At 69.9% G+C, this 23,834-nt stretch carries 19 protein-coding genes; 11 read left to right on the top strand and 8 right to left on the bottom strand.

The window, feature by feature from the left end; translation table 11 throughout:
* The 4 genes from glmU to PU630_RS10250 are packed head-to-tail and all read left to right on the top strand — an operon-like array spanning window position 1 to window position 6,768.
* The gene (glmU, locus tag PU630_RS10265) at window positions 1–1,455 is read left to right on the top strand and encodes a bifunctional UDP-N-acetylglucosamine diphosphorylase/glucosamine-1-phosphate N-acetyltransferase GlmU (protein ID WP_275276976.1); all 1,455 of its coding nucleotides are present in this window, start codon (window positions 1–3) and stop codon (window positions 1,453–1,455) included.
* A complete protein-coding gene (locus PU630_RS10260; RefSeq protein WP_275276975.1) occupies window positions 1,430–2,464 on the top strand; it encodes a ribose-phosphate diphosphokinase in 1,035 nt (344 codons plus the stop codon). The genes glmU and PU630_RS10260 overlap by 26 nt, the downstream gene beginning before the upstream one ends.
* Window positions 2,465–2,497: 33 nt before the next feature.
* Complete coding sequence (locus PU630_RS10255; protein ID WP_275276974.1) at window positions 2,498–5,200, top strand: cation-translocating P-type ATPase; 2,703 nt, start codon at window positions 2,498–2,500, stop codon at window positions 5,198–5,200.
* Window positions 5,197–6,768 carry a ferredoxin--NADP reductase gene (locus tag PU630_RS10250; protein ID WP_275276973.1) on the top strand — a complete coding sequence of 524 codons (1,572 nt, stop codon included), beginning with the start codon at window positions 5,197–5,199 and terminating at the stop codon, window positions 6,766–6,768. Before PU630_RS10255 ends, PU630_RS10250 begins: the two co-directional genes overlap by 4 nt.
* Here the strand turns inward: PU630_RS10250 and PU630_RS10245 are convergent.
* The 5 genes from PU630_RS10245 to PU630_RS10225 form a co-directional block, all read right to left on the bottom strand.
* Entirely contained in the window at window positions 6,762–8,183 is a 1,422-nt protein-coding gene (locus PU630_RS10245; RefSeq protein ID WP_275276972.1) for a sensor histidine kinase, read from the bottom strand. The two genes, PU630_RS10250 and PU630_RS10245, sit on opposite strands and share 7 nt — an antisense overlap.
* Before the next feature lie 59 nt (window positions 8,184–8,242).
* Complete coding sequence (locus PU630_RS10240) at window positions 8,243–8,971, bottom strand: response regulator transcription factor (protein WP_275280076.1); 729 nt, start codon at window positions 8,969–8,971, stop codon at window positions 8,243–8,245.
* A 99-nt stretch (window positions 8,972–9,070) separates the two neighbouring features.
* Complete coding sequence (locus PU630_RS10235; RefSeq protein WP_275276971.1) at window positions 9,071–9,508, bottom strand: VanZ family protein; 438 nt, start codon at window positions 9,506–9,508, stop codon at window positions 9,071–9,073.
* 23 nt (window positions 9,509–9,531) lie between these two features.
* On the bottom strand, window positions 9,532–10,935 hold the full coding sequence (gene gndA / locus PU630_RS10230) for an NADP-dependent phosphogluconate dehydrogenase (RefSeq protein WP_275280075.1): 1,404 nt from the start codon (window positions 10,933–10,935) through the stop codon (window positions 9,532–9,534).
* Between the two features lie 167 nt (window positions 10,936–11,102).
* Complete coding sequence (locus PU630_RS10225) at window positions 11,103–11,225, bottom strand: hypothetical protein (RefSeq protein WP_275276970.1); 123 nt, start codon at window positions 11,223–11,225, stop codon at window positions 11,103–11,105.
* Here PU630_RS10225 and PU630_RS10220 point away from each other — a divergent pair.
* The 3 genes from PU630_RS10220 to pth all read left to right on the top strand — a co-directional run bounded on the left by PU630_RS10220 (window position 11,224) and on the right by pth (window position 12,725).
* A complete protein-coding gene (locus PU630_RS10220; protein WP_275276969.1) occupies window positions 11,224–11,406 on the top strand; it encodes a hypothetical protein in 183 nt (60 codons plus the stop codon). The genes PU630_RS10225 and PU630_RS10220 overlap by 2 nt on opposite strands.
* Window positions 11,407–11,461: 55 nt before the next feature.
* The gene (locus PU630_RS10215; RefSeq protein ID WP_275276968.1) at window positions 11,462–12,076 is read left to right on the top strand and encodes a 50S ribosomal protein L25/general stress protein Ctc; all 615 of its coding nucleotides are present in this window, start codon (window positions 11,462–11,464) and stop codon (window positions 12,074–12,076) included.
* 64 nt (window positions 12,077–12,140) lie between these two features.
* Window positions 12,141–12,725 (top strand): aminoacyl-tRNA hydrolase, encoded by a 585-nt coding sequence (pth, locus tag PU630_RS10210; RefSeq protein WP_275276967.1) that lies wholly within the window; start codon window positions 12,141–12,143, stop codon window positions 12,723–12,725.
* A gap of 15 nt (window positions 12,726–12,740) precedes the next feature.
* Here the strand turns inward: pth and PU630_RS10205 are convergent, their stop codons facing one another.
* The gene (locus tag PU630_RS10205; protein ID WP_275276966.1) at window positions 12,741–13,193 is read right to left on the bottom strand and encodes a hypothetical protein; all 453 of its coding nucleotides are present in this window, start codon (window positions 13,191–13,193) and stop codon (window positions 12,741–12,743) included.
* Between the two features lie 57 nt (window positions 13,194–13,250).
* Between PU630_RS10205 and mfd the strand changes: the two genes are divergently transcribed.
* The gene (mfd, locus tag PU630_RS10200) at window positions 13,251–16,868 is read left to right on the top strand and encodes a transcription-repair coupling factor (protein WP_275276965.1); all 3,618 of its coding nucleotides are present in this window, start codon (window positions 13,251–13,253) and stop codon (window positions 16,866–16,868) included.
* Between the two features lie 179 nt (window positions 16,869–17,047).
* Here mfd and gdhA read toward each other — a convergent pair whose 3' ends face one another.
* Window positions 17,048–18,409 carry an NADP-specific glutamate dehydrogenase gene (gdhA, locus tag PU630_RS10195; RefSeq protein WP_275280074.1) on the bottom strand — a complete coding sequence of 454 codons (1,362 nt, stop codon included), beginning with the start codon at window positions 18,407–18,409 and terminating at the stop codon, window positions 17,048–17,050.
* Between the two features lie 108 nt (window positions 18,410–18,517).
* Here gdhA and PU630_RS10190 point away from each other — a divergent pair, with 108 nt between their 5' ends.
* Window positions 18,518–19,117: a gamma carbonic anhydrase family protein gene (locus PU630_RS10190; protein ID WP_275276964.1), complete on the top strand. Its 600-nt coding sequence runs from the start codon at window positions 18,518–18,520 to the stop codon at window positions 19,115–19,117.
* A gap of 24 nt (window positions 19,118–19,141) precedes the next feature.
* Here the strand turns inward: PU630_RS10190 and PU630_RS10185 are convergent, their stop codons facing one another.
* On the bottom strand, window positions 19,142–21,808 hold the full coding sequence (locus PU630_RS10185; protein WP_275276963.1) for a phosphoenolpyruvate carboxylase: 2,667 nt from the start codon (window positions 21,806–21,808) through the stop codon (window positions 19,142–19,144).
* Between the two features lie 118 nt (window positions 21,809–21,926).
* Here PU630_RS10185 and PU630_RS10180 point away from each other — a divergent pair, with 118 nt between their 5' ends.
* Together PU630_RS10180 and PU630_RS10175 are read left to right on the top strand one after the other, a co-directional pair.
* The gene (locus PU630_RS10180; protein WP_275276962.1) at window positions 21,927–23,069 is read left to right on the top strand and encodes a Na+/H+ antiporter NhaA; all 1,143 of its coding nucleotides are present in this window, start codon (window positions 21,927–21,929) and stop codon (window positions 23,067–23,069) included.
* On the top strand, window positions 23,066–23,833 hold the full coding sequence (locus PU630_RS10175) for an alpha/beta fold hydrolase (protein WP_275276961.1): 768 nt from the start codon (window positions 23,066–23,068) through the stop codon (window positions 23,831–23,833). The genes PU630_RS10180 and PU630_RS10175 overlap by 4 nt, the downstream gene beginning before the upstream one ends.
* Window position 23,834 lies beyond the last annotated feature (1 nt).

Below are 23,834 nucleotides of genomic sequence, written 5' to 3'. Positions count from 1 at the left end.
ATGACCGACACACAACTCGCCATCGTCATCCTCGCCGCGGGCCAGGGAACGCGCATGCGGTCGTCGCTGCCCAAGGTGCTGCATCGCATCTCGGGGCTGCCGCTTGTCGGACACGTGCTCGGCACGGCGCAGGCGCTCGACGCCGCGGAGGTGCTCGTGGTCGTCCGGCACGAGCGTGAGCAGGTCGCCGCCGCAGTGAGCGAGATCGCCCCCGATGCCCGCATCGTCGATCAGGACGAGGTGCCCGGCACGGGGCGCGCCGTCGAGGTCGCGCTCGCCCAGCTGGACGGGTTCGACGGCGACGTGCTGGTTCTCTCCGGCGACGTGCCGCTGCTCGATGCCGCGACCCTGGGCTCGTTCGTGGCGGGTCACCGCTCCGCGCAGGCAGCCGTCACGCTGATGACCGCCGTCGTCGACGATCCGAACGGCTACGGGCGGGTGATCCGCAACGACGCCGGCGACGTCGAACGGATCGTCGAGCAGAAGGACGCCACCGCCGCCGAGCGCGCGGTCGCCGAGATAAATGCGGGCGTGTACGTGTTCCGCGCGGCGACTCTCCGCGAGCACCTGCCCGCCGTGGGCACCGACAACGCGCAGGGCGAGAAGTACCTCACCGACGTGCCCGCTCTCGTGCGTCGCGCCGGCGGCCGGGTCGCGGCATCCGTCGTCGGCGACGCCACCGTCACGCTCGGCGTGAACGACCGCGCCCAGCTGTCGGACGTGGGCCGCCTGCTCAACGCGCGGACCGTGCGCAGATGGCAGCTGGAAGGCGCCACGATCCTCGACCCCGCCACGACGTGGATCGACGTCACCGCGACGCTGGCACAAGACGTCACCGTCCTGCCGAACACGCACATCCTGCGGGCGACGACCATCGGCGAGGGCGCGATCGTGGGCCCCGACACGAGCCTGGTCGACTGCGAAGTCGGTGAGCGCGCCGTCGTACGGCGTGCCGATGCCACGCTCGCGGTCATCGGTGCCGATGCGAACGTCGGGCCGTTCGCCTACCTGCGGCCTGGCACGTATCTGGGCGACGGTGGCAAGATCGGCACGTTCGTGGAGACCAAGAATTCGACGATCGGCACCGGCAGCAAGGTGCCGCATCTTTCGTACATCGGCGACACGACGATCGGGCGGGGCGTGAACCTCGGCGCCGGCGCCATCACCGCGAACTACGACGACCTCACCAAGCACCGCACCGAGATCGGGGACGAGGTGCACAGCGGGTCGCACAACGTCTTCGTCGCGCCCGTTAGGATCGGAGATGGCGCGAAGACCGGGGCGGGCGCCGTGATCCGCAAGGATGTGCCCGCCGGTGCCCTGGCCCTCAGCGTGGCACCCCAGCGCAACATCGAGGGGTGGGTCGAGAAGAACCGACCGGGTACGGCGGCGGCCGATGTCGCCTCCCGGTCCGCACAGAAGGCGGGCGATGGGCCACAAGGACAAGAAGGTTGATCTCGATCGCGAGCGTGGCATAGCGCCGGGCCTGGTCGCCAAGACGAAGAAGCGCCTGGTCGTCGCCTCCGGGCGCTCGCACAGGGCGCTGGCCACCGAGGTCGCCACGGCATTGGGCACGGAGATCGTGCCCACCGAATACCGGACGTTCGCCTCCGGCGAGATCCTGACCCGCTTCGAGGTCTCGGTGCGCGGCTGCGACGTGTTCCTCGTGCAGTCGTTCGGCCCGCCGGTCAACGAGTGGCTCATGGAGCTGCTGATCATGCTCGACGCGGCCAAGCGCGCTTCGGCGAAGCGCATCACAGTCGTCGCGCCCTATTACCCCTACTCCCGTCAGGACAAGAAGGGCCGTGGGCGCGAGCCGATCAGCGCGCGGCTGGTCGCCGATCTGCTGAAGACCGCCGGCGCCGACCGGGTCATGAGCGTCGACCTGCACGCGGCGCAGATCCAGGGCTTCTTCGACGGACCCGTCGACCACCTCTTCGCCAAGCCGGTGCTGCTCGACTACTTCAAGCGCACGCTGAGTGACGACGACCGGGAGAAGCTCACGGTCGTCTCGCCCGACACCGGGCGCGTGCGGGTGGCCGATCAGTGGTCGGACTCGCTCGGGGCGCCGCTGGCCATCATCCACAAGCGCCGCGACCCGAACGTGGCCAACCAGGTGACCGTCAACGAGATCGTCGGCCGCGTGCGCGGCCGGGTGTGCCTGCTCGTCGACGACATGATCGACACCGGGGGCACGATCCTGAAGGCGGCCGAGGCACTGAAGGCGAACGGCGCCGAGCGCGTCATCGTCGCGGCCACCCATCCCGTCTTCAGCGACCCCGCGGTCGAACGCCTGCAGAACGAGGTCATCGACCAGGTCGTGGTCACCGACACGATCCCCCTGCCCGACGACAGAATCTTCCCGAGCCTGACCATCCTTCCGATCGCGCCGCTTCTGGCGCGCGCGATCCACGAGGTGTTCGTCGACGGATCCGTGACGAGCATGTTCAACGGCGAGGCGTGACGCCCACCACATACTGAGCGAAGGGCGGTCGGCATGGTCGAGCCAGCAGTGCAAGACAGGCCGTACGCACAGACGGCCGACGAGGTCGCCGCAGCACTCGAGGCCGACATGGGCGGGTTGACCGCGGCGCAGGCGAGGGAGCGACTGGACGCCGTGGGCCCGAACCTGCTGCCCGAGCCCAAGCGCAAGCCGGCGATCCTGCGGTTCCTTCTGCACTTCAACGACACGCTCATCTATATCCTGCTGGCCGCGGCCGTGATCAAGGCGATCATGGCCGACTGGCTCGACTTCTGGGTGATCGTCGCGGTCGCCGTGATCAACGCCGTGATCGGCTACGTGCAGGAGGGGCGGGCAGAGAAGGCGCTGGCCGGCATCCGCGGGATGCTGTCGGCGGATGCCTCGGCGCGGCGCGACGGCGGTTGGCAGACGGTTCCGGCGGCCGAGTTGGTTCCCGGTGACGTCGTCCGGCTCGCACCGGGCGACCGGGTACCCGCCGATGTGCGTCTGTTCCAGACCTCTCAGCTGCGTATCGACGAGTCCGCGCTGACCGGAGAGTCGGTACCGGCGTCGAAGGACGTCGAGCCGGTGCCCGCCGACGCGGGGATCGGCGACCGTCACTCGATGGCGTTCTCCGGCACCATCGTGTCGGCCGGCCAGGGGCGCGGGATCGTCACCGGCACCGGCACGCGCACCGAGATCGGCACGATCCAGACGCTCGTGGGCGAGGCAGGCTCGCTCGACACGCCGCTGACCAAGCAGCTCAACGACTTCGGACGCAAGCTGACCCTCATCATCCTCGGCATGGCTGCGCTCATGCTGGCGATCGGCCGGTTCGTGCATCAGATGCCATTCGGCGACCTCATCTCGGCGACGATCGGCTTCGCGGTGGCGGCGATCCCCGAGGGCCTGCCCGCGCTGGTCACGATCACCCTCGCGATCGGGGTGCAGCAGATGGCCCGTCGCAAGGCCATCACCCGCAAGCTGCCGGCCGTGGAGGCGCTCGGCTCGGTGACGACGGTGTGCTCTGACAAGACCGGCACGCTCACCCGCAACGAGATGACCGTGCGCTCCATCGTCACTCCGGTCGCCTCGTACGACGTCAGCGGGCTCGGCTACGCGCCGGAGGGCGAGATCACCCGGGCGGGGGATGACGCGGCCCGGGGCGATGGGGGAGATCTGGCTGCCCTGCTGGCCGTCGCAAACCTCTGCAACGATGCGCACATCGTCGCCGCGGACGACGCGCCGGGCCAATGGAAGCTGGTGGGGGAGCCCACCGAAGGGGCGCTGAAGACCGTCGCCATGAAGGGCGGCGCGGTCTCTGCGGGCACCAAGCGGGTCGCGGTGGTGCCGTTCGACTCCGCGCACAAGCTCATGGCGACCCTCAACGAGTCGGCCGACGGGTCTCGCGCGATCCTCGTCAAGGGCGCGCCCGACCGGCTCCTGCGCCGTGCGCACGCCCAGCGGGGCGCGCACGGGCGTGAGCCCTTGAACGTCCTGCATTGGGAGGAGGTCATCGCCGATCTCAGCGGTCAGGGACTGCGCGTCCTCGCGGCGGCGCGGCTGCCCGCGGCATCCGATCTGCTCGATGTCACGCTCGACGACCTGCACGATCTCGAGTTCCTCGGTGTGTGGGGCATTCTCGATCCGCCGCGTCCAGAGGCCGTCGAGGCCATCGCCGACTGCCACCATGCCGGCATCCGCGTGAAGATGATCACCGGCGACCACGCCGGCACGGCGCTGGCGATCGCCCTCGAGATGAAGCTGGTGGACACCCCCGACGCACCGGTGCTGACCGGCACCGAACTCGAGGCGATGTCGCAGGAACAGCTCAAGGAGGTCGTGCGCGACGTCGACGTGTATGCACGCACGAGCCCGGAGCACAAGATCCGCATCGTGCGGGCGCTGCAGTCTCACGGCGAGGTCGTGGCGATGACGGGTGATGGCGTGAATGACGCTCCCGCGCTCACTCGGGCGGACGTGGGCGTGGCGATGGGGATCAAGGGCACCGAGGCGACCAAGGAGGCCGCCGAGATCGTCCTCGCCGACGACAACTTCGCCACGATCCGCAGTGCGATCCGCGAGGGGCGGCGCATCTACGACAATCTGCGCAAGTCGGTCGTGTTCCTGCTGCCGACCAACGGTGCGCAGTCGCTGGTGATCCTCGTGGCTATAGTCTTCGGGCTCGTGCTGCCGCTGACTCCGGTGCAGGTGCTGTGGGTGAACATGGTGACGGCGCTGACCCTGTCGCTCGCGCTCGCGTACGAACCGGCCGAGCGCGGGATCATGTCACGGCCACCGCGAAAGCCGGGCGGGTCGATCGTCTCGCTGCGCGAGCTCGGCTTCGTGCTGATCGTCTCGGTGCTCATCGGCGGTGCCACGCTCGCGGTGTTCTACACGGTCGCGGCCACCGGCGTCGACGTCGATTACGCGCGCACCGAAGCCGTGGCGATGCTCGCACTCGGGCAGCTCGCCTACCTGTTCAACTGCCGGTTCCTCTCACGGTCGAGTCTGTCGGTCGACGCGGTGCGCGGCAATCGGGTCGTGTGGTGGTCGGCGCTCGCTCTCGTCGTCCTGCAGCTGGTGTACACATACGTGCCGTTCATGAACGACCTGTTCGGGTCACGGCCGCTGGCGATCTGGTCGTGGGTGCTTCCGATCGTGCTGTCGATCGTCGTGTTCCTCGCCGTCGAGGTGCTCAAGGCTGTGCGCCGGCGCGGCGCGGCGTCTGTCGCATGATCGCGGCGCTGAACGCGTGGTGGAACCGCGTCTTCGCGGTGCTGGGACGCGTGTCGATGTACCGCCTCGCGCTGCTGAGCGTCGGCGCCCTGGCGGCGATCGCGTTCCTGCTGTCGCTGGCGGGGCTGGCGGGGCCCTCCTGGGACGAGATCCTCGCGACGCTGGCGGTGCTGCTGGTCGTCTGCACGGTGGTGGATGCCGCGTCCCAGCGCCTGCTGAAGCTGCCGTGGCGTATCGAATCATCGCTGATCACGGCCGGCATCCTCCTGTTCGTGCTGCGGCCGAGCGTCACGGTGCTGGGTCTTACCGGAATCGCGATCGCGGGGGCCGCAGCATCCGTCTCCAAGTACGTCCTCGCCTGGCGCGGACGGCACGTGTTCAACCCAGCGGCAGTGGGCGCGACCGTGCTCACGCTCATCTCCGCGACGAGCGGCGTCGCCGAGCTGGGCTACTCGTCGTGGTGGGTGGGCTCGCCGCTGTTCGGCCCGGTCGTGCTCCTCCTCGGTGTCGTCCTGGTCTGGCGCACGGAGAAGCTGCGGGTGATCGTGCTGTTCTGGGTGGTCGCGATCGCGGTCGGCGTCGTGGCGGTGGCCCAGCAGTACGCGCAACAGGGCGTGCCGGTCGATGTGTGGACGCTGGTGGTCCAGCAGCTCTGGGCCTCACCCGTGCTGTTCTTGGGCGCGTTCATGCTGTCGGAGCCACTGACCCTCCCGCCTCGGCGCTGGCAGCAGATGATCGTTGCGGTGGTCGTCGGCGTGCTCGTCGGGTGGGCGCCGCTGTTCGGCACGTTCCCGGTGGGGCTGGGCCAGGAGCGCGCGGTCCTCGTGGGCAATCTCATCGCCTTCGCGTTCGCGGTCCGTGCCGCGGTGCGCCTCGTATTCGAGGGGCGTGCGCAGTTGACGCCGACCGTGCGCGCACTGACCTTCCGGGCCAGCCGCGGTTTCACGTTCGCCGCGGGGCAGTTCCTCGAGCTCGACGTGCCGCACAAGCATCCCGACGCGCGCGGCACGCGGCGCGAGTTCAGCATCGTCTCGGCGCCCGAAGATCTGCCCACCGTGCGCATAGCCTTCCGTGACGGCGGCGGGCCTCAGTCGAGCTTCAAGAAGGCGCTGGCGGCTGTCGAACCGGGCCGAGCGCTGGCGGTGACCGGCGTGTGGGGCGACTTCGTGCTGCCCCGGCACTCGCGCGCCCCCCTGCTCATGGTCGCTGCGGGCATCGGCGTGACCCCGTTCATCTCGCACCTGCGGCATCTGACGCAGATCGGCGAGCACCGCGACGTCGTCGTGGTGTACGTGGCGAGGGATGCCGCGGAGCTGGCCTTCCGCGACGACCTCGAGCAGGCGGGGGTGAGCGTCATCGTGTTCACCCGCGACGAGCCGACCGGCATGCCTGGGAACTGGTTCTGGGCTCAGGGCGCGCGACTGGATGCGCACACCTTGCGACGGGCGGTGCCCGACATCGGCGAGCGTCACGCCTACGCGTCGGGCCCGGCCGCTCTGCTGGCCGACCTCGCGCCGACGCTGCAGCAGGCGCGATCGATCACGACCGACGCATTCAGCGGCTACTGACCCCGCGCGCCCGGGTCGGCGGGCCGCGCGGGCAGGCGCACCTCGAACGTCGTGTCGCCGGGGACGCTCTCGACCGTGATGGTGCCGTGGTGGGCATCGACGATGGCCTTGGCGATCGACAGCCCCAGGCCCGTCCCGCCGGTCTTGCGTGCGCGCGAGCGGTCGGCACGGGCGAATCGCTCGAACAGTTCGCCGGCGACGGCGGGGTCGATGCCCGGGCCGTCGTCGTGCACACTGAGCACGGCATCCTGCCCCTCCCGCTGCACGCGCGTGGTGACGGTCGTCCCCGCGGGGGTGTGCGTGCGGGCGTTGGCCAGGAGGTTCGCGATGACCTGGTGCAGGCGCGACATGTCGCCGGCGACCACGACGGGCTCTTCGGGCACGTCGACGATCCAGCCGTGGTCTCGACCGGCAACCTGGGCGTCGCCGGTGGCCTCGACGGCGAGGCGCGTGAGGTCGACGGTGCCGAAGACGAGCTCCTGCCCCTCGTCGAGGCGGGCCAGCAGCAGCAGGTCCTCGACCAGTGCCGTCATCCGAAGCGATTGCGCCTGGATGCGCTCGAGCGACTGCTGGGTCGTCTCGCCCAGGGCCGGGTCGCGCAGCGACAGCTCGGAATATCCGCGAATGGATGCGAGAGGAGTGCGCAACTCGTGGCTGGCGTCGGCGACGAAGCTGCGCATGCGCTCCTCATTGCGCTGGCGCGCCTGCAACGACGAGCCGACGTGGTCGAGGAGGGTGTTCAGTGCCGTGCCGACACGGCCGATCTCGGTGCCGGCGTCCGCCTCGTCGACGGGCACGCGCTCGGCGATCGAGACCTCGCCTTCGGACATCGGCAGAGCGGCGACCCGCGCCGCGGTGTCGGCGACGGTGCGCAGGGGATGCAGCCCGCGACGGATGACCACGGCGATCGCCACTGCCAGCAGCAGCAGACCCCCGAGCGTCACAAGTCCCACCGTCGTGAGGATCTGCGCGATCGTCTGGCTGACCTCGGTCAGCGGAAGACCCCCGGCCACCGCGTAGGCGTTGCCGGCGACGCCGGTGAGCATCCGGAAGGTGCCGATCGCGTCGACGGACACCGTCGCCATCCGGGAGTGCTGCAGCGCGGTGACCACCTGCTCGACCTGCCGGGCGGTGAGCTGTTGCACCTCGCCGTCGTCGGTCACATAGGCACCGGTCGGCACATCGCCGGCCGCACTGACCACGAGGAGGAAGCCCGGGCGACGAGGTGAGTTCTCGAGGGTGGAGTAGGCGACGTCCGAACCGTCGGCGAGACTGGGCCGGGGGATGCGCAGGCTGCTGACGGCCTCCTGCACCTTGTTGTCGAGGTTCTGCTGCAGGATCCCGCCGAGGATCGCGCTGGTGGCCAGCGCCACAGCGGCGAGGATGAGGGCCACGATGCCGATCACCGTGGCCATCAGCCGCGTCTGCAAGTTCAGATGCCGACGGGGCCGCCGCGGCGCGACCGCCGTCTGCGTCACTGCGGGGCTTTGATCATGTAACCCACGCCGCGCACGGTGTGGATCAGCGGCTCGTATCCCTGGTCGATCTTCTTCCGAAGGTACGAGATGTAGAGTTCGACGACGCTGGAGCGGCCGCCGAAGTCGTAGTTCCAGACCCTGTCGAGGATCTGTGCCTTCGAGACCACGCGGCGCTGGTTGCGCATGAGGTAACGCAACAGCTCGAATTCGGTGGCGGTCAGCTCGATCTCGCGCCCGGAACGCTCGACCTCGTGGCTGTCTTCGTTCAGCGACAGATCACCCACGCGCAGGATGGGCTCGGCCTCGGCCGACTGCGCGGTGCCGGCACGGCGCATGAGTCCCCGCAGCCGCGCGACGACTTCTTCGAGGCTGAACGGCTTGGTGACGTAGTCGTCGCCGCCCGCCGTCAAGCCGGCCACGCGGTCGCCGACGGCGTCCTTCGCGGTGAGGAACAGCACCGGCACGTTGTTGCCGCTGTGCCGCAGACGCTGCAGGACGCTCATGCCATCGAGATCGGGCATCATGATGTCGAGCACCATGGCGTCGGGCGCGAAGTCGCGCGCCGCCTGCAGCGCTTCGAACCCCGAGGCCGCCGTCTGCACGTCCCAGCCCTCCATGCGCAGCGCCATCGACAGCAGGTCGGTGAGCATCTGCTCATCATCGACGACGAGGATGCGCGGGGCAGAGCCGTCGGCGCGCTGGAGCGAGGTTCCCGAAGCTGTCATGGTCATGACTCGATTCTCCTGGGCGGACTGTGAGGGACCTATGGCAAACACTATGCCGTTCCTGTGAATCGCGGTACCCGGATAGGGAGGATCGTTGCGTCAGGATCTGCGCGGAGCGAGCAGGAACGCCAACAGCAGCATCAGCAGCATCCCGATCACAGCTCCCAGCGTGTTGGCGACGATGTCGCGCACGTCCGCGACCCGGGAACTCAGCAGGATCGCCTGCGAGCCTTCGATGGCCGTGCTGACCACAGCGCCGATCACGGGGGCGGTCCACCAGCCGCGCACACCGAACCACAGCACGGCGAGAATGCCCAGCGGGACGAACATCGCCACGTTCGCGCCGAACTCGACGCGATCGAAGGTGATCCACGCCGTCGACGAGTGCTCGGCGAACCATTGGAGCAGTCGGTCGAGGCCGGTGGCGATGGCCGAGCCGTAGGGCTGTGCGCGCAGCGTCATCCACCCGACCGCCCAGAGATATCCGAGCGTGAGGGCGGTGAGCACGAGCCGGGCGGCGGTGCGCTGGACGCGCATCGCCGCCGTCGCCCGTGTGGCGCTCAGTGCGTGTCCTCCGCAGCGACCTCGGAGCGGTCGCCCGACCACAGCGTGTGGAAAGTGCCCTCGCGGTCGATGCGACGGTACGTGTGCGCGCCGAAGAAGTCGCGCTGACCCTGGATGAGGGCCGCGGGCAGGCGGTCCGCGCGCAGGCCGTCGTAGTAGGCCAGCGACGAGGAGAACGCCGGGGAGGGGATGCCGGCGGCCGCGGCCGTTGCGACGATGCGGCGCCAGGCATCCTGCGCGCGTTCGAGAGCGGACACGAAGTACGGTGCGGTCAGAAGCACCTGCAGATCGGGCTGCTCGGCGTAGGCATCGGAGATGCGGTTGAGGAACTGCGCGCGGATGATGCAGCCGCCGCGCCAGATCTTGGCCACTGCGCCGAGGTCGATGCTCCACCCGTACTGGGCCGCGCCCGCACGGATCTCGTCGAAGCCCTGTGAGTACGCGACGATCTTCGAGGCGAACAGCGCCAGGCGCACGTCCTCGATGAACGCGTCGACGCCGTCGACCTGCAGCTCGTCAGCGGGGCCGGGCAGATCGGAGGCCACGGCGCGCTGCTCCGGGTGGCTCGACAACGACCGCGCGAAGACGGCTTCGGCGATGCCGGACACCGGCACGCCCAGGTCGATGGCGGTCTGCACCGTCCAGCCGCCGGTGCCCTTGGCGCCGGCCTGGTCGACGATGACGTCGACGAGCGGCGTGCCGGTCGCGGCATCCTGCTGCCGCAGCACCTCCGCCGTGATCTCGATGAGGTACGAATCCAGCTCGCCGTCGTTCCACTGCGCGAACACATCGGCGATCTCGGCGGGCGTCTTGCCGGTACCGCGGCGGATGAGGTCGTACGCCTCGGCGATCAGCTGCATGTCGGCGTACTCGATGCCGTTGTGCACCATCTTGACGAAGTGGCCAGCCCCGTCGTGGCCGACGTGCGTGACGCACGGCTCGCCTTCGGCGACCGCGGCGATCGATGTGAGGATGGGGCCGAGGGTGACCCACGCCTCGTCGGAGCCGCCGGGCATCAGTGACGGGCCGAGAAGCGCGCCCTCCTCGCCACCAGAGACGCCCATGCCCACGAAGTTGATGCCGGTGGAGCGGACGGCCTTCTCGCGGCGGATCGTGTCGGTGAACAGCGCGTTGCCCCCGTCGACGATGATGTCGCCCGGCTCGAACACGGTCAGCAGTTCGTCGATGACCGCATCGGTGCCGGCGCCGGCCTTGACCATGATGACGGCGGTGCGGGGCACGCTCAGCGACGCGGCGAACTCCTCGTAGGTGAACGAGGGGACGAAGCCGGCCTCGGGGTGTGCGGCCAGCAGCTCGTCGGTCTTGGCGCGGCTGCGGTTGTAGACGGCCACAGTGTTGCCCTCGCGTGAGGCGAGGTTGCGGGCCAGGTTGGACCCCATGACGGCGAGTCCGATGACTCCGATGTTGGCAGTGGCTGCGGGCACAGTGCTCTCCTTGATGGTGAGGGGCGGGGTCCCTCCCAGAGTACTGGGCGCGTCAGCGGCGCGCGGCCGTGTGTGTCTCTGTTGCGTGACAGCGCACGATGACCGTCGCGGGCCTCCGCGGATCAGTGCTTGCGATAGTTCTGGCGGCCGAGGTACCAGAACGACGCGACGATGCCGACGATGCCGATGACCACGACGAGGCCGACGTAGCCGAGCACAAGATCCGAAGCGAGCTGGGCATCCATGGTTTCCTCCGTGGTCGTTGCGGTGGGCGTCGTCTTCATCGTACCGGTCCGCCTGATAGACTCGGGATGCAACTTCGGCGAGGGACGCCGCGTCCGCCCGTTCGGCGGAATGGCGGTATCCGTGATCGACGCAGTGAAGCAGGCCCTGGTGGCTTTCCTCACGCGCATGCGTTCGAGTTGAACACGACCCCCAAATACATCCGGACCTGCGTCGCAGGTCCCGCAAGGAGATTCACATGTCTGAGGACACCACGGTCCACGCAGAACTGCGTGATAACTTCGGCAAGGGCTTCGCCCGCCGCCTGCGCGCAGCCGGCAAGATCCCTGCCGTCATCTACGGCCACGGCACCGACCCGGTGCACGTCGCGCTGCCCGGTCACCAGCTGTCGCTGCTCGTGCGTCGCGCCAACGCCCTCCTCGAGCTCGACGTCAACGGCAAGAACCAGCTGGCGCTGGTCAAGGATGTGCAGCGTGACCCGGTGCGCCAGATCATCGAGCACATCGACCTGCTCGTCGTGAAGAAGGGCGAGAAGATCGAGGTCGAGGTGCCCGTCGTCGTCGAGGGCGAGTCGGCCCCCGGCACGATGGTCAACCTCGACACCCAGACGCTTCGACTCGAGGTCGAGGCCACCCACATTCCCGAGCACGTCCTCGTGGATGTCACGGGCCGTGAGGAGGGCGACCACCTCACCGCCGGAGCCATCGAGCTGCCCAAGGGTGCCGCGCTCATCGACGACCCCGAGCTGCTGATCGTCGCGATCTCGGTTCCCTCCGCCGCTGCCGAGACGGAGTCGACGGAGCAGAACGAAGAGGCCGCTGAGGCTCCGACCGAGGAGTCCGCTGCGGAGTGACCCGCGTTTTCGTCGAGGGGGTGCGCGTTGCGTGCCCCCTCGACGCGTATCCGGAGGGATGAGGATGCCTCAGACATGGCTGGTGGTCGGCTTGGGCAATCCCGGGCCGCAGTATGAGTCGACCCGGCACAACGTCGGTCAGATGGTCGTCGACGAGTTGGCCTCGCGTCGTGGCGAGCGCTTCAAGACGCATAAGGCGGGCGCCCGCGTCGCCGAGACATGGGTGCGGCCTGGCGGAGACAAGGTCGTCCTGGCCAAGCTCAACTGCTTCATGAACGTGTCGGGCGGGCCGGTCGCTTCTCTCGCGCGCTTCTACGGCATCGACCCTGCCCACGTGGTGGTCGTCCACGACGAGCTCGACATCCCCTTCGACTCGCTCAAGCTGAAGATCGGCGGAGGGCACGGCGGCCACAACGGGGTTCGCGATATCGCCAAGGCGCTCGGGACCGCGGAGTTCTCTCGCGTGCGCGTGGGGATCGGCCGCCCGCCCGGTCGCCAGGACCCGGCCGACTGGGTGCTGGCTCCGTTCGCGGGGACCGATCGCGCAGGCCTGGCGATGGTGCTGTCTGACGCCGCGGACGCCGTCGAGCAGCTGATCGACGAGGGCCTCGTGGCCGCGCAGCAGAAGCACCACGCGCCGCGCGCGTGACGAGATCCGGTCGGGTCAGCCCACCGGCATGGCTGCGGCCGTCGCGTACCCGGCGAGCATCGTCATCGTGCCGGCCGCGGTGAACACGATGGGGCCGGCGACCGCGATGACCGCGGCCGCGATGCCCAGGGCACGCCCCCGGCCCGTGGCGATGGCGATGAGGCCCTGGATGAGCGCCCACATGCCGCCCAGCGTTCCGAGCCAGAAGGCGACCTCCAGCACGGCGACCCAGCCCTGCAGCGTCGACATCCAGCTCGGGTCGACGCTCTGGCCCACCGGCGTCGACGCGAACGCGTGCCCGGCGGCTTCGCCCAGGGGGTAACCGGCGATGGCGGCGCCGATCGACGCGGCGAGCACGACCACGGCGGCCACGATGAGGGCGACGAGGCCGAGCGTGCGCGAGGAGGGCGCGGCGCCGAAGGGGTCGTCGGTCGGTTCGGGCAGCGGGGCGAACAGATCGGAGCTCACGGCCCTCATCCTAGGGGCCGGAGCCGGAGTGTCCGTGGAGCGCCGTAGAATCCTCTGGTGACAGTTCCCGGGATCGCGCGCGCCCTCGCGCAGGCTGAGACCGTTCGCGACGCCTTGGCAGCGGCATCCGTCGACACCGACCTCTCGCTCGTCGAGGGCTTGAATGCGCCGGTGCTCGCCGCGCTCACCGAACGCCGCCGCGAGAGCGGACGCCCCGCTGCCCTGCTGGTGATCACGCCGACGAGCAGGCGGGCGGAGTCTGTCGGCCCGGCGCTGACCGAGCTTCTTCCCGGCGCGACGGTGCTCCACTTCCCGGCGTGGGAGACGCTGCCGCACGAGCGGCTGAGCCCGAGCGCCGAGACCGTCGGCCGGCGACTGGACGTGCTCCGTCGCGCACGCGAGTGGCAGGATGCCGCGGCATCCGGTCCGCTCGTCGTCACCGCGTCGGTGCGCGCGGCCTTGCAGCCGCTTGCGCCTGGGCTCGACGACGCGGCCCCCATCGTGCTGGCGACCGGTGCGCGCGGCTACGACCTGTCGGCGGTGAGCGCGCAGCTCGTCGAGCGCGCGTACCTGCGGGTCGACATGGTGTCGCGCCGTGGCGAGTTCGCGGTGCGCGGCGGCATCCTCGATGTGTTCCCGCCCACGGCAGACCATCCCTTCCGGGTCGAGTTCTTCGGCGACGAGGTCGATCAGATCCGTGCCTTCTCAGTCGCCGACCAGCGCAGTCTGCCCGGCGACGTGGCCCAGGTCGAGTTGCTTCCCAGCCGAGAACTGCTGCTGACGGCCGAGGTGCGCGAGCGCGCGCGGGGGCTCGCGGCGACCGCGCCGGGGCTGCAGGGCATGCTCGAGAAGATGGCCGAGGGCATCCCGGCCGAGGGAATGGAGTCGCTCACCCCGGCGCTCGTCGACGAGCTCGTCAGCCTCGTTGACTATCTGCCCGCCGGCACCGCTGTCGCGCTGCTCGACCCGGAGCGCGCCGTGACGCGCGCGATGACCCTCTCCGAGACCAACCGCGAGTTCCTCGAGGCGGCGTGGAGTGCGGCGACGGCGGGTGGGCAGACGCCCGTCGACCTGGGGTCCGGGGACTTCCTCGCACTGCCGGAGTTGCACGAACGCACGCGCGAGCGCGGCGGCGTGTGGTGGACCCTCAGCGCGTTCGACTCGGGAGCGGTGGATGCCGCCGCCGAGGGCCTCGTCGAGGCCGACGCCGTCGCCACCGATGCCGTGCGCGTCGACGGACAGGCCGTGCCCTCGTTCCAGGGCAACATCGACGGAGCCACCGGGCGCATCGCTCAGCTGATCGGTGACGGCTATCGGGTCGTCGTCGCCGCATCCGGTGCGGGGCTGGCAGACCGGGCGCGCGATGTGCTGGCCGAACGCGGCATCGCGGCACGCCGGGTCGACGAGGTGCTCGAGATTCCTGAGCCCGGTGTCGTGCACGTGGTCGTCGCCACGCTCGAGCGCGGGTTCGAGGCATCCACCGCCCGTCTGGCGGTCTTCACCGAGAACGAGTTCTACGGACGCACGATCGGTGCCGACTCGCGGGTCGTGCGCAAACTGGCCTCGCGTCGCCGCAATGTCGTCGACCCGCTGCAGCTGAAGCCGGGCGATCACGTCGTGCATTCCACCCACGGCATCGGCAAGTTCGTCGAGCTCACGCAGCGCGAGGTGTCCAGCGGCGGGCGCAACCCCGTCAAGAGCACCCGCGAGTACCTCGTGCTCGAATACGCGCCGAGCAAGCGGGGGCACCCCGGCGACAAACTGTACGTGCCCACCGATCAGCTCGACCTGCTCTCGCGGTACGTCGGGGGTGACGCTCCGAGCCTGTCGAAGATGGGCGGAAGCGACTGGGCCCAGGCCAAGGGCAAGGCCCGTAAGGCGGTGCGCGACATCGCCGTGGAGCTCGTGAAGCTCTACTCGGCGCGCATGGCGTCGAAGGGGCATGCCTTCGGTCCTGACACGCCGTGGCAGCGTGAGCTGGAAGAGGCGTTCCCGTTCGCAGAGACGCCCGACCAGCTGCAGACGATCGATGAGATCAAAGCCGACATGGAGAAGCCGATCCCGATGGACCGGCTGCTGTCAGGCGATGTGGGCTTCGGCAAGACCGAGGTCGCCGTCCGCGCCGCGTTCAAGGCGATTCAGGACGGCAAGCAGGTCGCGATGCTCGTGCCCACGACGCTGCTGGTCAAGCAGCATCTGGAGACGTTCGCCGAGCGCTTCGCCGGCTTCCCGGTCAAGGTGCGGCCGCTGTCGCGCTTCCAGACCGACAAGGAGGCGCGCCAGACGCTCGCCGGGCTCACCGACGGCACTATCGACATGGTCATCGGCACACACCGCATCCTGACCGAGAAGGTCATCTTCAAAGACCTGGGACTGCTCATCGTCGACGAGGAGCAGCGATTCGGTGTGGAGCACAAGGACGCGCTGAAGAAGCTCAAGGTGGGCGTCGACATCCTCGCCATGAGCGCGACGCCGATCCCGCGCACGCTTGAGATGGCGGTCACCGGCATCCGTGAGATGTCCACGCTGCAGACCCCGCCGGAGGACCGGCACCCCATCCTGACCTACGTCGGGCCGCGTAGCGACAAGCAGGTCGCAGCCGCGATCCGACGCGAGATCCTCCGCGAGGGGCAGGTCTTCTATGTTCACAACCGTGTGAAGTCGATCCAGAAGGTCGCTGCCGAGCTGGCCGAACTCGTCCCCGAGGCACGCATCGCTGTCGCGCACGGCCAGATGGGTGAGAACCAGCTGGAGCAGGTGGTCGACGACTTCTGGGAGCGCCGCGCGGACGTGCTGGTGTCGACCACGATCATCGAGACCGGCCTGGACATCTCGAACGCCAACACGATCATCATCGACCGCGCCGACAAGTACGGGCTGTCGCAGCTGCATCAGCTCCGCGGCCGTGTGGGCCGCGGGCGCGAGCGCGCGTATGCGTACTTCCTCTACGACGAGATGAAGCCTCTGTCAGAGACCGCGGCCGACCGGCTCGAGACGATAGCGGTGAACAACGACCTCGGATCGGGCATGCAGGTCGCGCTGAAGGACCTCGAGCTGCGCGGCGCGGGCAACCTGTTGGGCGCCGAGCAGGCCGGGCACATCGCGGGGGTGGGTTTCGACCTGTACCTGCGCATGGTGGGCGAGGCTGTCGCGGCCTTCCGCGGCGATGAGACCGAGGGGCCCACCGAGCTGCGGCTCGAATTGCCGGTGCAGGCGCGCATCCCCGAGACCTACATCGACAGCGAGCGGCTGCGCCTGGAGGCGTACCAGAAGCTGTCGGCGGCCGCGGCTGTGGCGGCCGCCGACGACGCGATCGACCTCGTGATCGACGAACTGCGCGACCGGTACGGCGAGCTGCCGGCCGAGACGGAGGGCCTGATCGCCGTCGCGCGTCTGCGCCGCCGCGCTGCGCGCTCGGGCCTGGCCGACGTGGTGGCGATGGGACCGAACCTGCGCGTCGCGCCCGCGAACCTGCCCGACTCGATGCGGGTCCGGCTGCAGCGCCTCTACCCGAAGGCCAAGCTCGTCGCCGGGGGAGAGGCGGTCGTCGTGCCGCTGCCCACGGCCGACGGCGAGCGTCTCGCCGACGGTGAGCTCATCGCGTGGGTGGGGCAGCTGCTGGACCAGCTGTGGCCGTTGCCGGTGACAGAGAAGGCCGAGTCGACGGCATCCTGACCCGCGTGTTGCCGGGCCGCGGCACGTCAGGCGGGCACCCGGCCTACGGCGAGCAGATGCGCACTGAAATCCCGGATGCGGCGGGCCGCGGCATCCACACCCGCACAGCAGAGTGGCCGCGATTCCACGGCGCCGATCTCATCGGCGGGGGAACGCGGCCACTCTGTGACGAGGAGGGGTCAGATGACGCCCTGCGCGTGCATCGCTGACGCGACGCGCTCGAATCCCGCGCAGTTGGCACCGACGACGTAGTCGCCCTCGTGGCCGTAGCGGCGCGCGGCGGTGAACGACGCGGCATGCACATCGCGCATGATCGCGCGCAGCTTGTGCTCGCTGTCGGCGAAGCTCCAGTGCTCGCGGCCGGCGTTCTGGCTCATCTCCAGTGCCGACGTCGCGACACCGCCGGCGTTCACGGCCTTGCCGGGCCCGAACAGGACGCCCGCCGACTGGAAGACCTCGACGGCCTCGGGCGTCGAAGGCATGTTGGCGCCCTCGGCGACAGCGCGCACGCCGCCTGCGACCAACGCCCGCGCGTCGTCGGCATCGATCTCGTTCTGCGTGGCCGACGGGATCGCGACATCCACCGGCACCTCCCACGGCCGACCGCCGTCGACATAGCGCGCACCCGGACGGCGGGCGGCGTACTCGGAGATGCGGGCGCGCTCGACCTCCTTGATCTGGCGCAGCAGGTCGACGTCGATGCCGGCCTCGTCGATGACGTATCCCGACGAGTCTGAGGCGGTGACGGGCAGGCCGCCGAGCTGGCGCGCCTTGTCGATCGCGTAGATCGCGACGTTGCCCGAGCCCGAGACGCCGACGCGCTTGTCTTCGAGGGTCTCGCCATGGACGGCGAGCATCTCCTGCACGAAGAAGACGGCACCGTACCCGGTCGCCTCGGTGCGTACCTCGGCACCGCCCCAGCCCAGGCCCTTGCCCGTGAGCACACCGGACTCGTGGCGGTTGGTGATCTTGCGGTACTGGCCGAACAGGTAGCCGATCTCACGGCCGCCTACGCCGATGTCACCGGCCGGCACGTCGGTGTGTTCGCCGATGTGACGGTACAGCTCGCTCATGAACGACTGGCAGAAGCGCATCACCTCGGCGTCGGAGCGGCCGTGCGGGTCGAAGTCGCTTCCGCCCTTGCCGCCGCCGATGCCCTGACCGGTCAGAGCATTCTTGAAGATCTGCTCGAAGCCGAGGAACTTCACGATCGAGAGGTTCACGGACGGGTGGAAGCGCAGTCCGCCCTTGTAGGGACCGAGAGCGGAATTGAACTGGATGCGGAAGCCGCGGTTCACGTGCTGGATGCCGTCGTCGTCGACCCACGGCACACGGAAGATGATCTGCCGCTCGGGCTCGACGAGGCGGTCCAGGATGCCGCTGTCGACGTACTCGGGATGCTCATCCAGCACCGGACCGATCGAGTCGAGGACTTCGTGGACGGCTTGCAGGAACTCGGGTTCATGCGGATTGCGGGCGACAACGCTGTCGTAGACGGAACGGACGGAGGCGGGAAGAGCAGTCAGAGTCGTTGTCACAATTGGGGGCTTTCTGCCGGGAGGCGGCGTGTCCACGGGGTGCGGGCCGTTTCACTTTACCCGGCGGTACTCTGTGACTCACGCGGATCGTCGTAACACAAGGGGCGAGGGATGCTGTTCGAACACGTGGGTGCGGGTCCGAAGATCGACGCGAGCGCCGTCGTGGCGCCGACGGCGGTGATCAGCGGTGACGTCACGATCGGCCCGGAATGTCAGGTGCTGCACGGAGCCGTCATCACCGCCGAGGGCGGACCGATCACCCTCGGCGCGAGCGTGATCGTCATGGAGAACGCGCTGATCCGGGCGTCCGCGGCGAATCCCGTGCACATCGGAGACCACACGCTCGTGGGGCCGATGGCCAGCGTCTCGGGGGCGACGATCGGCCAGGAGGTGTTCTTGGCGACCGGGACGCGGATCTTCAACGGCGCGCACATCGACGACGGCTGCGAAGTGCGCATCAACGCCGTCGTGCACCTGCGCACGCACCTCGCGGCGTCGACCGTCGTGCCGATCGGGTGGGTGGCGGTGGGCGAACCCGTGCAGATCCTGCCGCCGGACCGCCACGAAGACATCTGGAACGCCCAGCAGGAGCTCGACTTTCCCGGTTACGTGTTCGGCCTCGACCGCTCCACGCCCGACCTCATGGTGCAGCTCACCGAGCGCTACGGGCGCAGCCTCGCCCGCCACGCCGACGACCGGCGCCTGGACTGACCCGCCGGGGCGGGTCCGCCGGGATCACCCGGTGTTCTGGAGTCCTGCGGCGACGCCGTTGACGGTCAGCAGGAGGAGCCGCTCGAGTTCGGGATCCGTCTCGGCGCCTCCCGTACGCAGGGCGCGCAGAGCCCGCAGCTGCAGCAGCGACAGCGCGTCGACGTAGGGGTCGCGCAGCGAGACCGCGCGCTGCAGCACCGGCTTGTCGGCCAGGAGCGCGTCCACGTCCTTCACGATCGTGATCCAGCGCCGCGTGAGCGCCATCTCGGCCAGCACCTGCTCGGTGAGGTCGTCGCGCCCGCCGAGCGCGAGATAGCCGCGTGCAATCCGCTCGTCGGTCTTGGCCATGCTCATCGCCACGTTGTCGATCATCGTGCGCAGCAGCGGCCACTCCCGATAGGCGGCGCGCAGGAGCGGCACGTCTCCGACCGCCTCCAGCGCGGTGCCGAGCCCGAACCATCCGGCGAGGTTGATGCGCGCCTGCGACCACGAGAACACCCAGGGGATCGCCCGCAGGTCGTCGAGCGAGTCGACCGACAGGCCGCGGCGTGCGGGCCGCGAGCCGAGGGCGAGGCGACCGATCTCGGGCATCGGCGTCACGGTGGCGAACCACGAGGCGAAGCCGTCGGCGTGCACGAGCGTGAAGAAGCGGTCGCGGGATGCCGCATCCATCGTCTGCGCCACGTCGGCGAAGCGGCGGGCCGCGGCGCTGTTGCGCGTCTGCACCGACGGCGACGAAGCGAGCAGCGTCGCCGCGGCGACCTGCTCGATGTGCCGCATGGCGATGGCCGGCTCGCCGTACCGCGCGAAGATCACTTCGCCCTGCTCGGTGAGCTTGAACCGGTCGTCGACCGAATGCGGCGGCTGCGCGAGGATCGCGCTGTTGGCCGGGCCGCCGCCGCGACCCAGTGCGCCGCCGCGCCCGTGGAAGAGAGTGACCTCCAGCCCGGCGTTGCGCGCCCAGGTGGTGATGCGCTCCTGCGCCTCGTAGAGGGCCAGCGTCGCTGCGACCGGGCCGACGTCCTTCGACGAGTCGGAGTAGCCGAGCATGACCTCGAGCCGCCCGCCGTTGCGCTCCAGCGCCGCGGCGAACTCGGGGGAGCGGACGACCTCGTCGAGAATGGCCGGAGCCGCCTGCAGGTCGGCGAACGTCTCGAACAGCGGGATCACATCGAGGACGGGCGCGTCCTGTCCGTCGCCGACCGCGTAAGCCGCGAGGCGGTGCACGGCGATCAGGTCAGAGGCCGAGCGGGTGAACGACACTATGTAGCGGCCGGCCGCCGTCGGTCCGAAGCGCCGCTGCACGTGCGCGACGGCTCGGAAGGTCGCCAGCACCTCTTCGGTCTGCGAGCCGAGCTCGCCGCCGGCATCCAACTCGGCGAGCGCCTTCGCGTGCACGGCCGAGTGCTGGCGCACTTCGAGTTCGGCCAGGTGGAACCCGAAGGTCTCCACCTGCCAGATGAGGTGCTGCAGATGACCGTACGCGGCGCGCGCGGCACCGCCCTCGACCAGAGACCGCTGCACGATGCGCAGATCGTCGAGCAACTGGTCGGGGCTCGCGTACGCCAGATCTGCGTGTCGGGTCGCCGTGGCGGCGATGCGCTGTGAGATGAGCAGGACGACGCGGCGGTGGGTCTCGTCCGGTGCGTGCCGGGCGATGCGGGCCGCGGCATCCTCATCCTGATCGCGGTAGCGATCCCACAGCGCCATGACCTCGACGCTCGGCGGGGTCTGAGTGTCATCGAGGGTGAGGCTTCGGCCGGTACGCGCGGCGGAGCGCTCCAAGGCCTCCAGGGCGTGCTCGGAGGCGACCTCGGCAGCGCGCCGAGTGACGGCCGCAGTGACGAACGGGTTGCCGTCGCGGTCGCCGCCCACCCACGTGCCCAGTCGCACGAAGGGCGGCACCACGGGAGCGGTGCAGCCGGACGACTCGCCCTGCAGCGCGTCGTCGGCACGACGGTACACGTGCGGTGCGCCGGTGAACAGCGTCTCGTCGAAGACCGCGGTGACGGCGGTGACCTCGTCGACCGGCGACGGCTTCTCGGGGCGAAGGGGAGCGGTGCGCCAGAGCGTGTCGATCTCCTCCAGGATGCGTCGCCGTGCGCGTCGGCTGTCGGCTCCGTCGGGGACAGCGGCATCGTGTGAGTCGAGAAGCCCGGCGAGACGCCGGATGCTCGTCGACACCGCCCGCCGCCGCGCCTCGGTGGGGTGCGCCGTGAACACCGGGTGGAAGCGCAGCCGCCCGAGATGCCGGCGGGCCTCGTCGTCGCCGACCTCGGCGGCGAGCTGCACGAAGGCCGCAGCCAGCGAGTCGCCGGCGTCTTCGCGGTCGGGGCGTCCCTCGCGTTCGCGGAGCACCCGCACGCGCTGGTGCTCTTCGGCCAGGTTGACGAGGTGGAAGTACGAGGTGAAAGCGCGGGCGACCTCGTCGGCCCGGGTGACGCTGAACCCTTCGACGATGCCGGCCGCGTCGTCGAAGGCCTCTTGCGTGCCGTCGGTCCGCGCGCGGAGGGCGGCGATACGCAGCCGTTCGACGTCGTCGTACAGGCCCTCCGAGCCGCTCTCGCGCAAGACCTGGCCGAGGAGCCCCGCCAGCAGGCGCACATCGGCGCGCATCCGTTCGGGGACGTCGTCCGTGCGTTCTGACCGCCCGACGAGGGTGATCGCTTCGGTGGGAGTGGGTTCACGCATACTCTCCACGCTAGCCGGGCCCGGTGAGGTGGTTACGCCCGCTACGATTGACCCCGGTGTGCCGGGAAGTCTGGTCGGCGGGCGTCGCGCGTGCGGCGTCGACGATGACGGAGGCTATATGTCCCACCCCTTGCGTTCTCCCCGCCTGGCCGCGGTCCTGCTGCTGCTCGCGGCGGCCTGCGGCATCCTGCTGGCGAACTCGCCGGCGGCCGACGCGGTCTTCCGGGTGCAGCACTTCGCGCTCGGCATCCCGCACACGCCCTTCGATCTCGATGTCGGGGAGTGGATCGCCGATGGGCTGCTCGCGGTGTTCTTCTTCACGGTCGCCGTCGAACTGCAGTTCGAGCTCACGAGCGGCCAGCTGCGGTCGGCGCGCAACGCGCTGCTGCCGGCCATCGCAGCGGCCGGCGGCGTGGCGGCGCCGATCGTCGTCTACCTGCTGATCGCCGCGCCCGCCGGGTGGGGGCAGGGCTGGCCGGTGCCGACCGCGACCGACATCGCCTTCGCGCTGGGCGTGCTGGCCGTGGTCGGGCGCGGCCTGCCCGCGCGGGTACGTGTGTTCCTTCTGGCTCTCGCGATCCTCGACGACATCATCGGTATCGTGTTCATCGCCGTGCTCTTCGCCCACGATGTGAGCTTCGGGATGCTGCTGCTCGCGCTCGTGCTCATCGTGGTGTTCGGCGTGCTCAGCCGCACGCTGGGCGGCCGCTTCGGCCGGTCGATCGTCGCCGTGATGATCGTCGTGGCGGTCGCGGCGTGGGCGGTGATGCTCGCCTCTGGCGTGCACGCGACGATCGCGGGCGTGCTGCTGGGTCTTGCCGTCTCGCAGCGGCCCGGCATGCGGGCGGCCCACGTACTCGAGCCGTGGGTGAACGGAGTCGTGCTGCCGCTGTTCGCGCTGTCGGCGGCCCTCGTGGCGATTCCGAGTGCCGGCACGCTCTCACCGGTGTTCTGGGGTATCGCGCTGGCATTGCCCGTCGGCAAGCTCATCGGCATCGCCGGCACCGCCGCGATCGCGCAGAAGCTGCTGCGTCTGGCTCCGGCCGACCGCATCCACTTTGCCGATCTGATCGCCGCGGGCACGCTGGGCGGCATCGGGTTCACGGTCTCGCTGCTGCTGGCGAACCTTGCGTTCCTCGCCGATCCGGACATCCGCGACCAGGCCGTGCTCGGTGTGTTGTGCGGGTCGCTCGCCGCTCTCGCCGTGGCGGCGGTGGTCGTATCGTGGCGTGCACGAGCGCACAGGAGGCAGCAGGCATGACAACGCAGATGGCAGCGACGGTCGAGGGCGAAGGGCCGCTCGTCGTCTTCGGTCACGGGCTCACCAACGACGGCCGCACGATGGAGGACGCGGGCATCTTCGACTTCGCGCCGATCGTGGCGGCCGGTTTCCGGCTCCTGCGGCTGGACTGGCCGGCGCACGGCGCGTCCGAGGGACCGCTCGAGGCCGCCGCCTACACGTGGACGAGCCTCGCCGACGACTTCCTCGCGCTCACCGATGAGCTGCAGCCCGATGCGCCGGTGGCCGCGATCGGGTGCTCGATGGGCACCGGGTCGATCCTGACGGCCGCCGTCCGCCGGCCCGATCGCTTCTCGCGTCTTGTGCTCACGGCGCCCCCGACGGCGTGGGAGACGCGCGCGGCCCAGGGCGACATGTATCGGCAGATGGCCGATCTCGTCGAGACGCAGGGCCTGGCCACCCTCGAACGCGCACAGGCCGCCGTGCCCGCGCAGGGGATCTTCGCCGAGCTTGATACGCCGCTGCCGGTCCGCGTCTCCGAGCGGCTGCTGCCCACGGTGCTGCGGGGGGCCGCCGAGGCGGACCTGCCTCCGCGGGACGCTATCCGGGGGCTGGGTGTGCCCACGCTGATCCTCAGCTGGAGCGACGACCCGGGGCATCCCGTCTCCACCGGCGAGCAGCTGCACGAGCTGATCCCCGATTCGCGCTTCGCCGTGGCCGGGACGCTCGCCGAGACCCGGGCATGGGGAGCGGCCATCGCCGATTTCCTGTCGGAAGGGGAATGAG

This window comes from Microbacterium horticulturae, from assembly GCF_029094505.1.
Classification (GTDB): Bacteria; Actinomycetota; Actinomycetes; order Actinomycetales; family Microbacteriaceae; genus Microbacterium; species Microbacterium horticulturae.
Note: the sequence above shows the minus strand (reverse complement) of the source record. Positions and strands in the feature narration are given on the sequence as shown.

Excerpts from the sequence above, each read along its gene's own strand:
- PU630_RS10255 (WP_275276974.1), top strand. The coding sequence starts at position 2,498 with ATGGTCGAGCCAGCAGTGCAAGACAGGCCGTACGCACAGACGGCCGAC.
- gndA (WP_275280075.1), bottom strand. The coding sequence starts at position 10,935 with ATGGGGTCCAACCTGGCCCGCAACCTCGCCTCACGCGAGGGCAACACT.
- PU630_RS10225 (WP_275276970.1), bottom strand. The coding sequence starts at position 11,225 with ATGGATGCCCAGCTCGCTTCGGATCTTGTGCTCGGCTACGTCGGCCTC.
- glmU (WP_275276976.1), top strand. The coding sequence starts at position 1 with ATGACCGACACACAACTCGCCATCGTCATCCTCGCCGCGGGCCAGGGA.
- PU630_RS10235 (WP_275276971.1), bottom strand. The coding sequence starts at position 9,508 with ATGCGCGTCCAGCGCACCGCCGCCCGGCTCGTGCTCACCGCCCTCACG.
- PU630_RS10185 (WP_275276963.1), bottom strand. The coding sequence starts at position 21,808 with ATGCGTGAACCCACTCCCACCGAAGCGATCACCCTCGTCGGGCGGTCA.
- PU630_RS10190 (WP_275276964.1), top strand. The coding sequence starts at position 18,518 with ATGCTGTTCGAACACGTGGGTGCGGGTCCGAAGATCGACGCGAGCGCC.
- PU630_RS10215 (WP_275276968.1), top strand. The coding sequence starts at position 11,462 with ATGTCTGAGGACACCACGGTCCACGCAGAACTGCGTGATAACTTCGGC.
- PU630_RS10245 (WP_275276972.1), bottom strand. The coding sequence starts at position 8,183 with ATGGCCACGGTGATCGGCATCGTGGCCCTCATCCTCGCCGCTGTGGCG.
- PU630_RS10240 (WP_275280076.1), bottom strand. The coding sequence starts at position 8,971 with ATGACAGCTTCGGGAACCTCGCTCCAGCGCGCCGACGGCTCTGCCCCG.
- PU630_RS10180 (WP_275276962.1), top strand. The coding sequence starts at position 21,927 with ATGTCCCACCCCTTGCGTTCTCCCCGCCTGGCCGCGGTCCTGCTGCTG.
- PU630_RS10175 (WP_275276961.1), top strand. The coding sequence starts at position 23,066 with ATGACAACGCAGATGGCAGCGACGGTCGAGGGCGAAGGGCCGCTCGTC.
- PU630_RS10250 (WP_275276973.1), top strand. The coding sequence starts at position 5,197 with ATGATCGCGGCGCTGAACGCGTGGTGGAACCGCGTCTTCGCGGTGCTG.
- PU630_RS10260 (WP_275276975.1), top strand. The coding sequence starts at position 1,430 with ATGGGCCACAAGGACAAGAAGGTTGATCTCGATCGCGAGCGTGGCATA.
- pth (WP_275276967.1), top strand. The coding sequence starts at position 12,141 with ATGCCTCAGACATGGCTGGTGGTCGGCTTGGGCAATCCCGGGCCGCAG.
- PU630_RS10220 (WP_275276969.1), top strand. The coding sequence starts at position 11,224 with ATGGTTTCCTCCGTGGTCGTTGCGGTGGGCGTCGTCTTCATCGTACCG.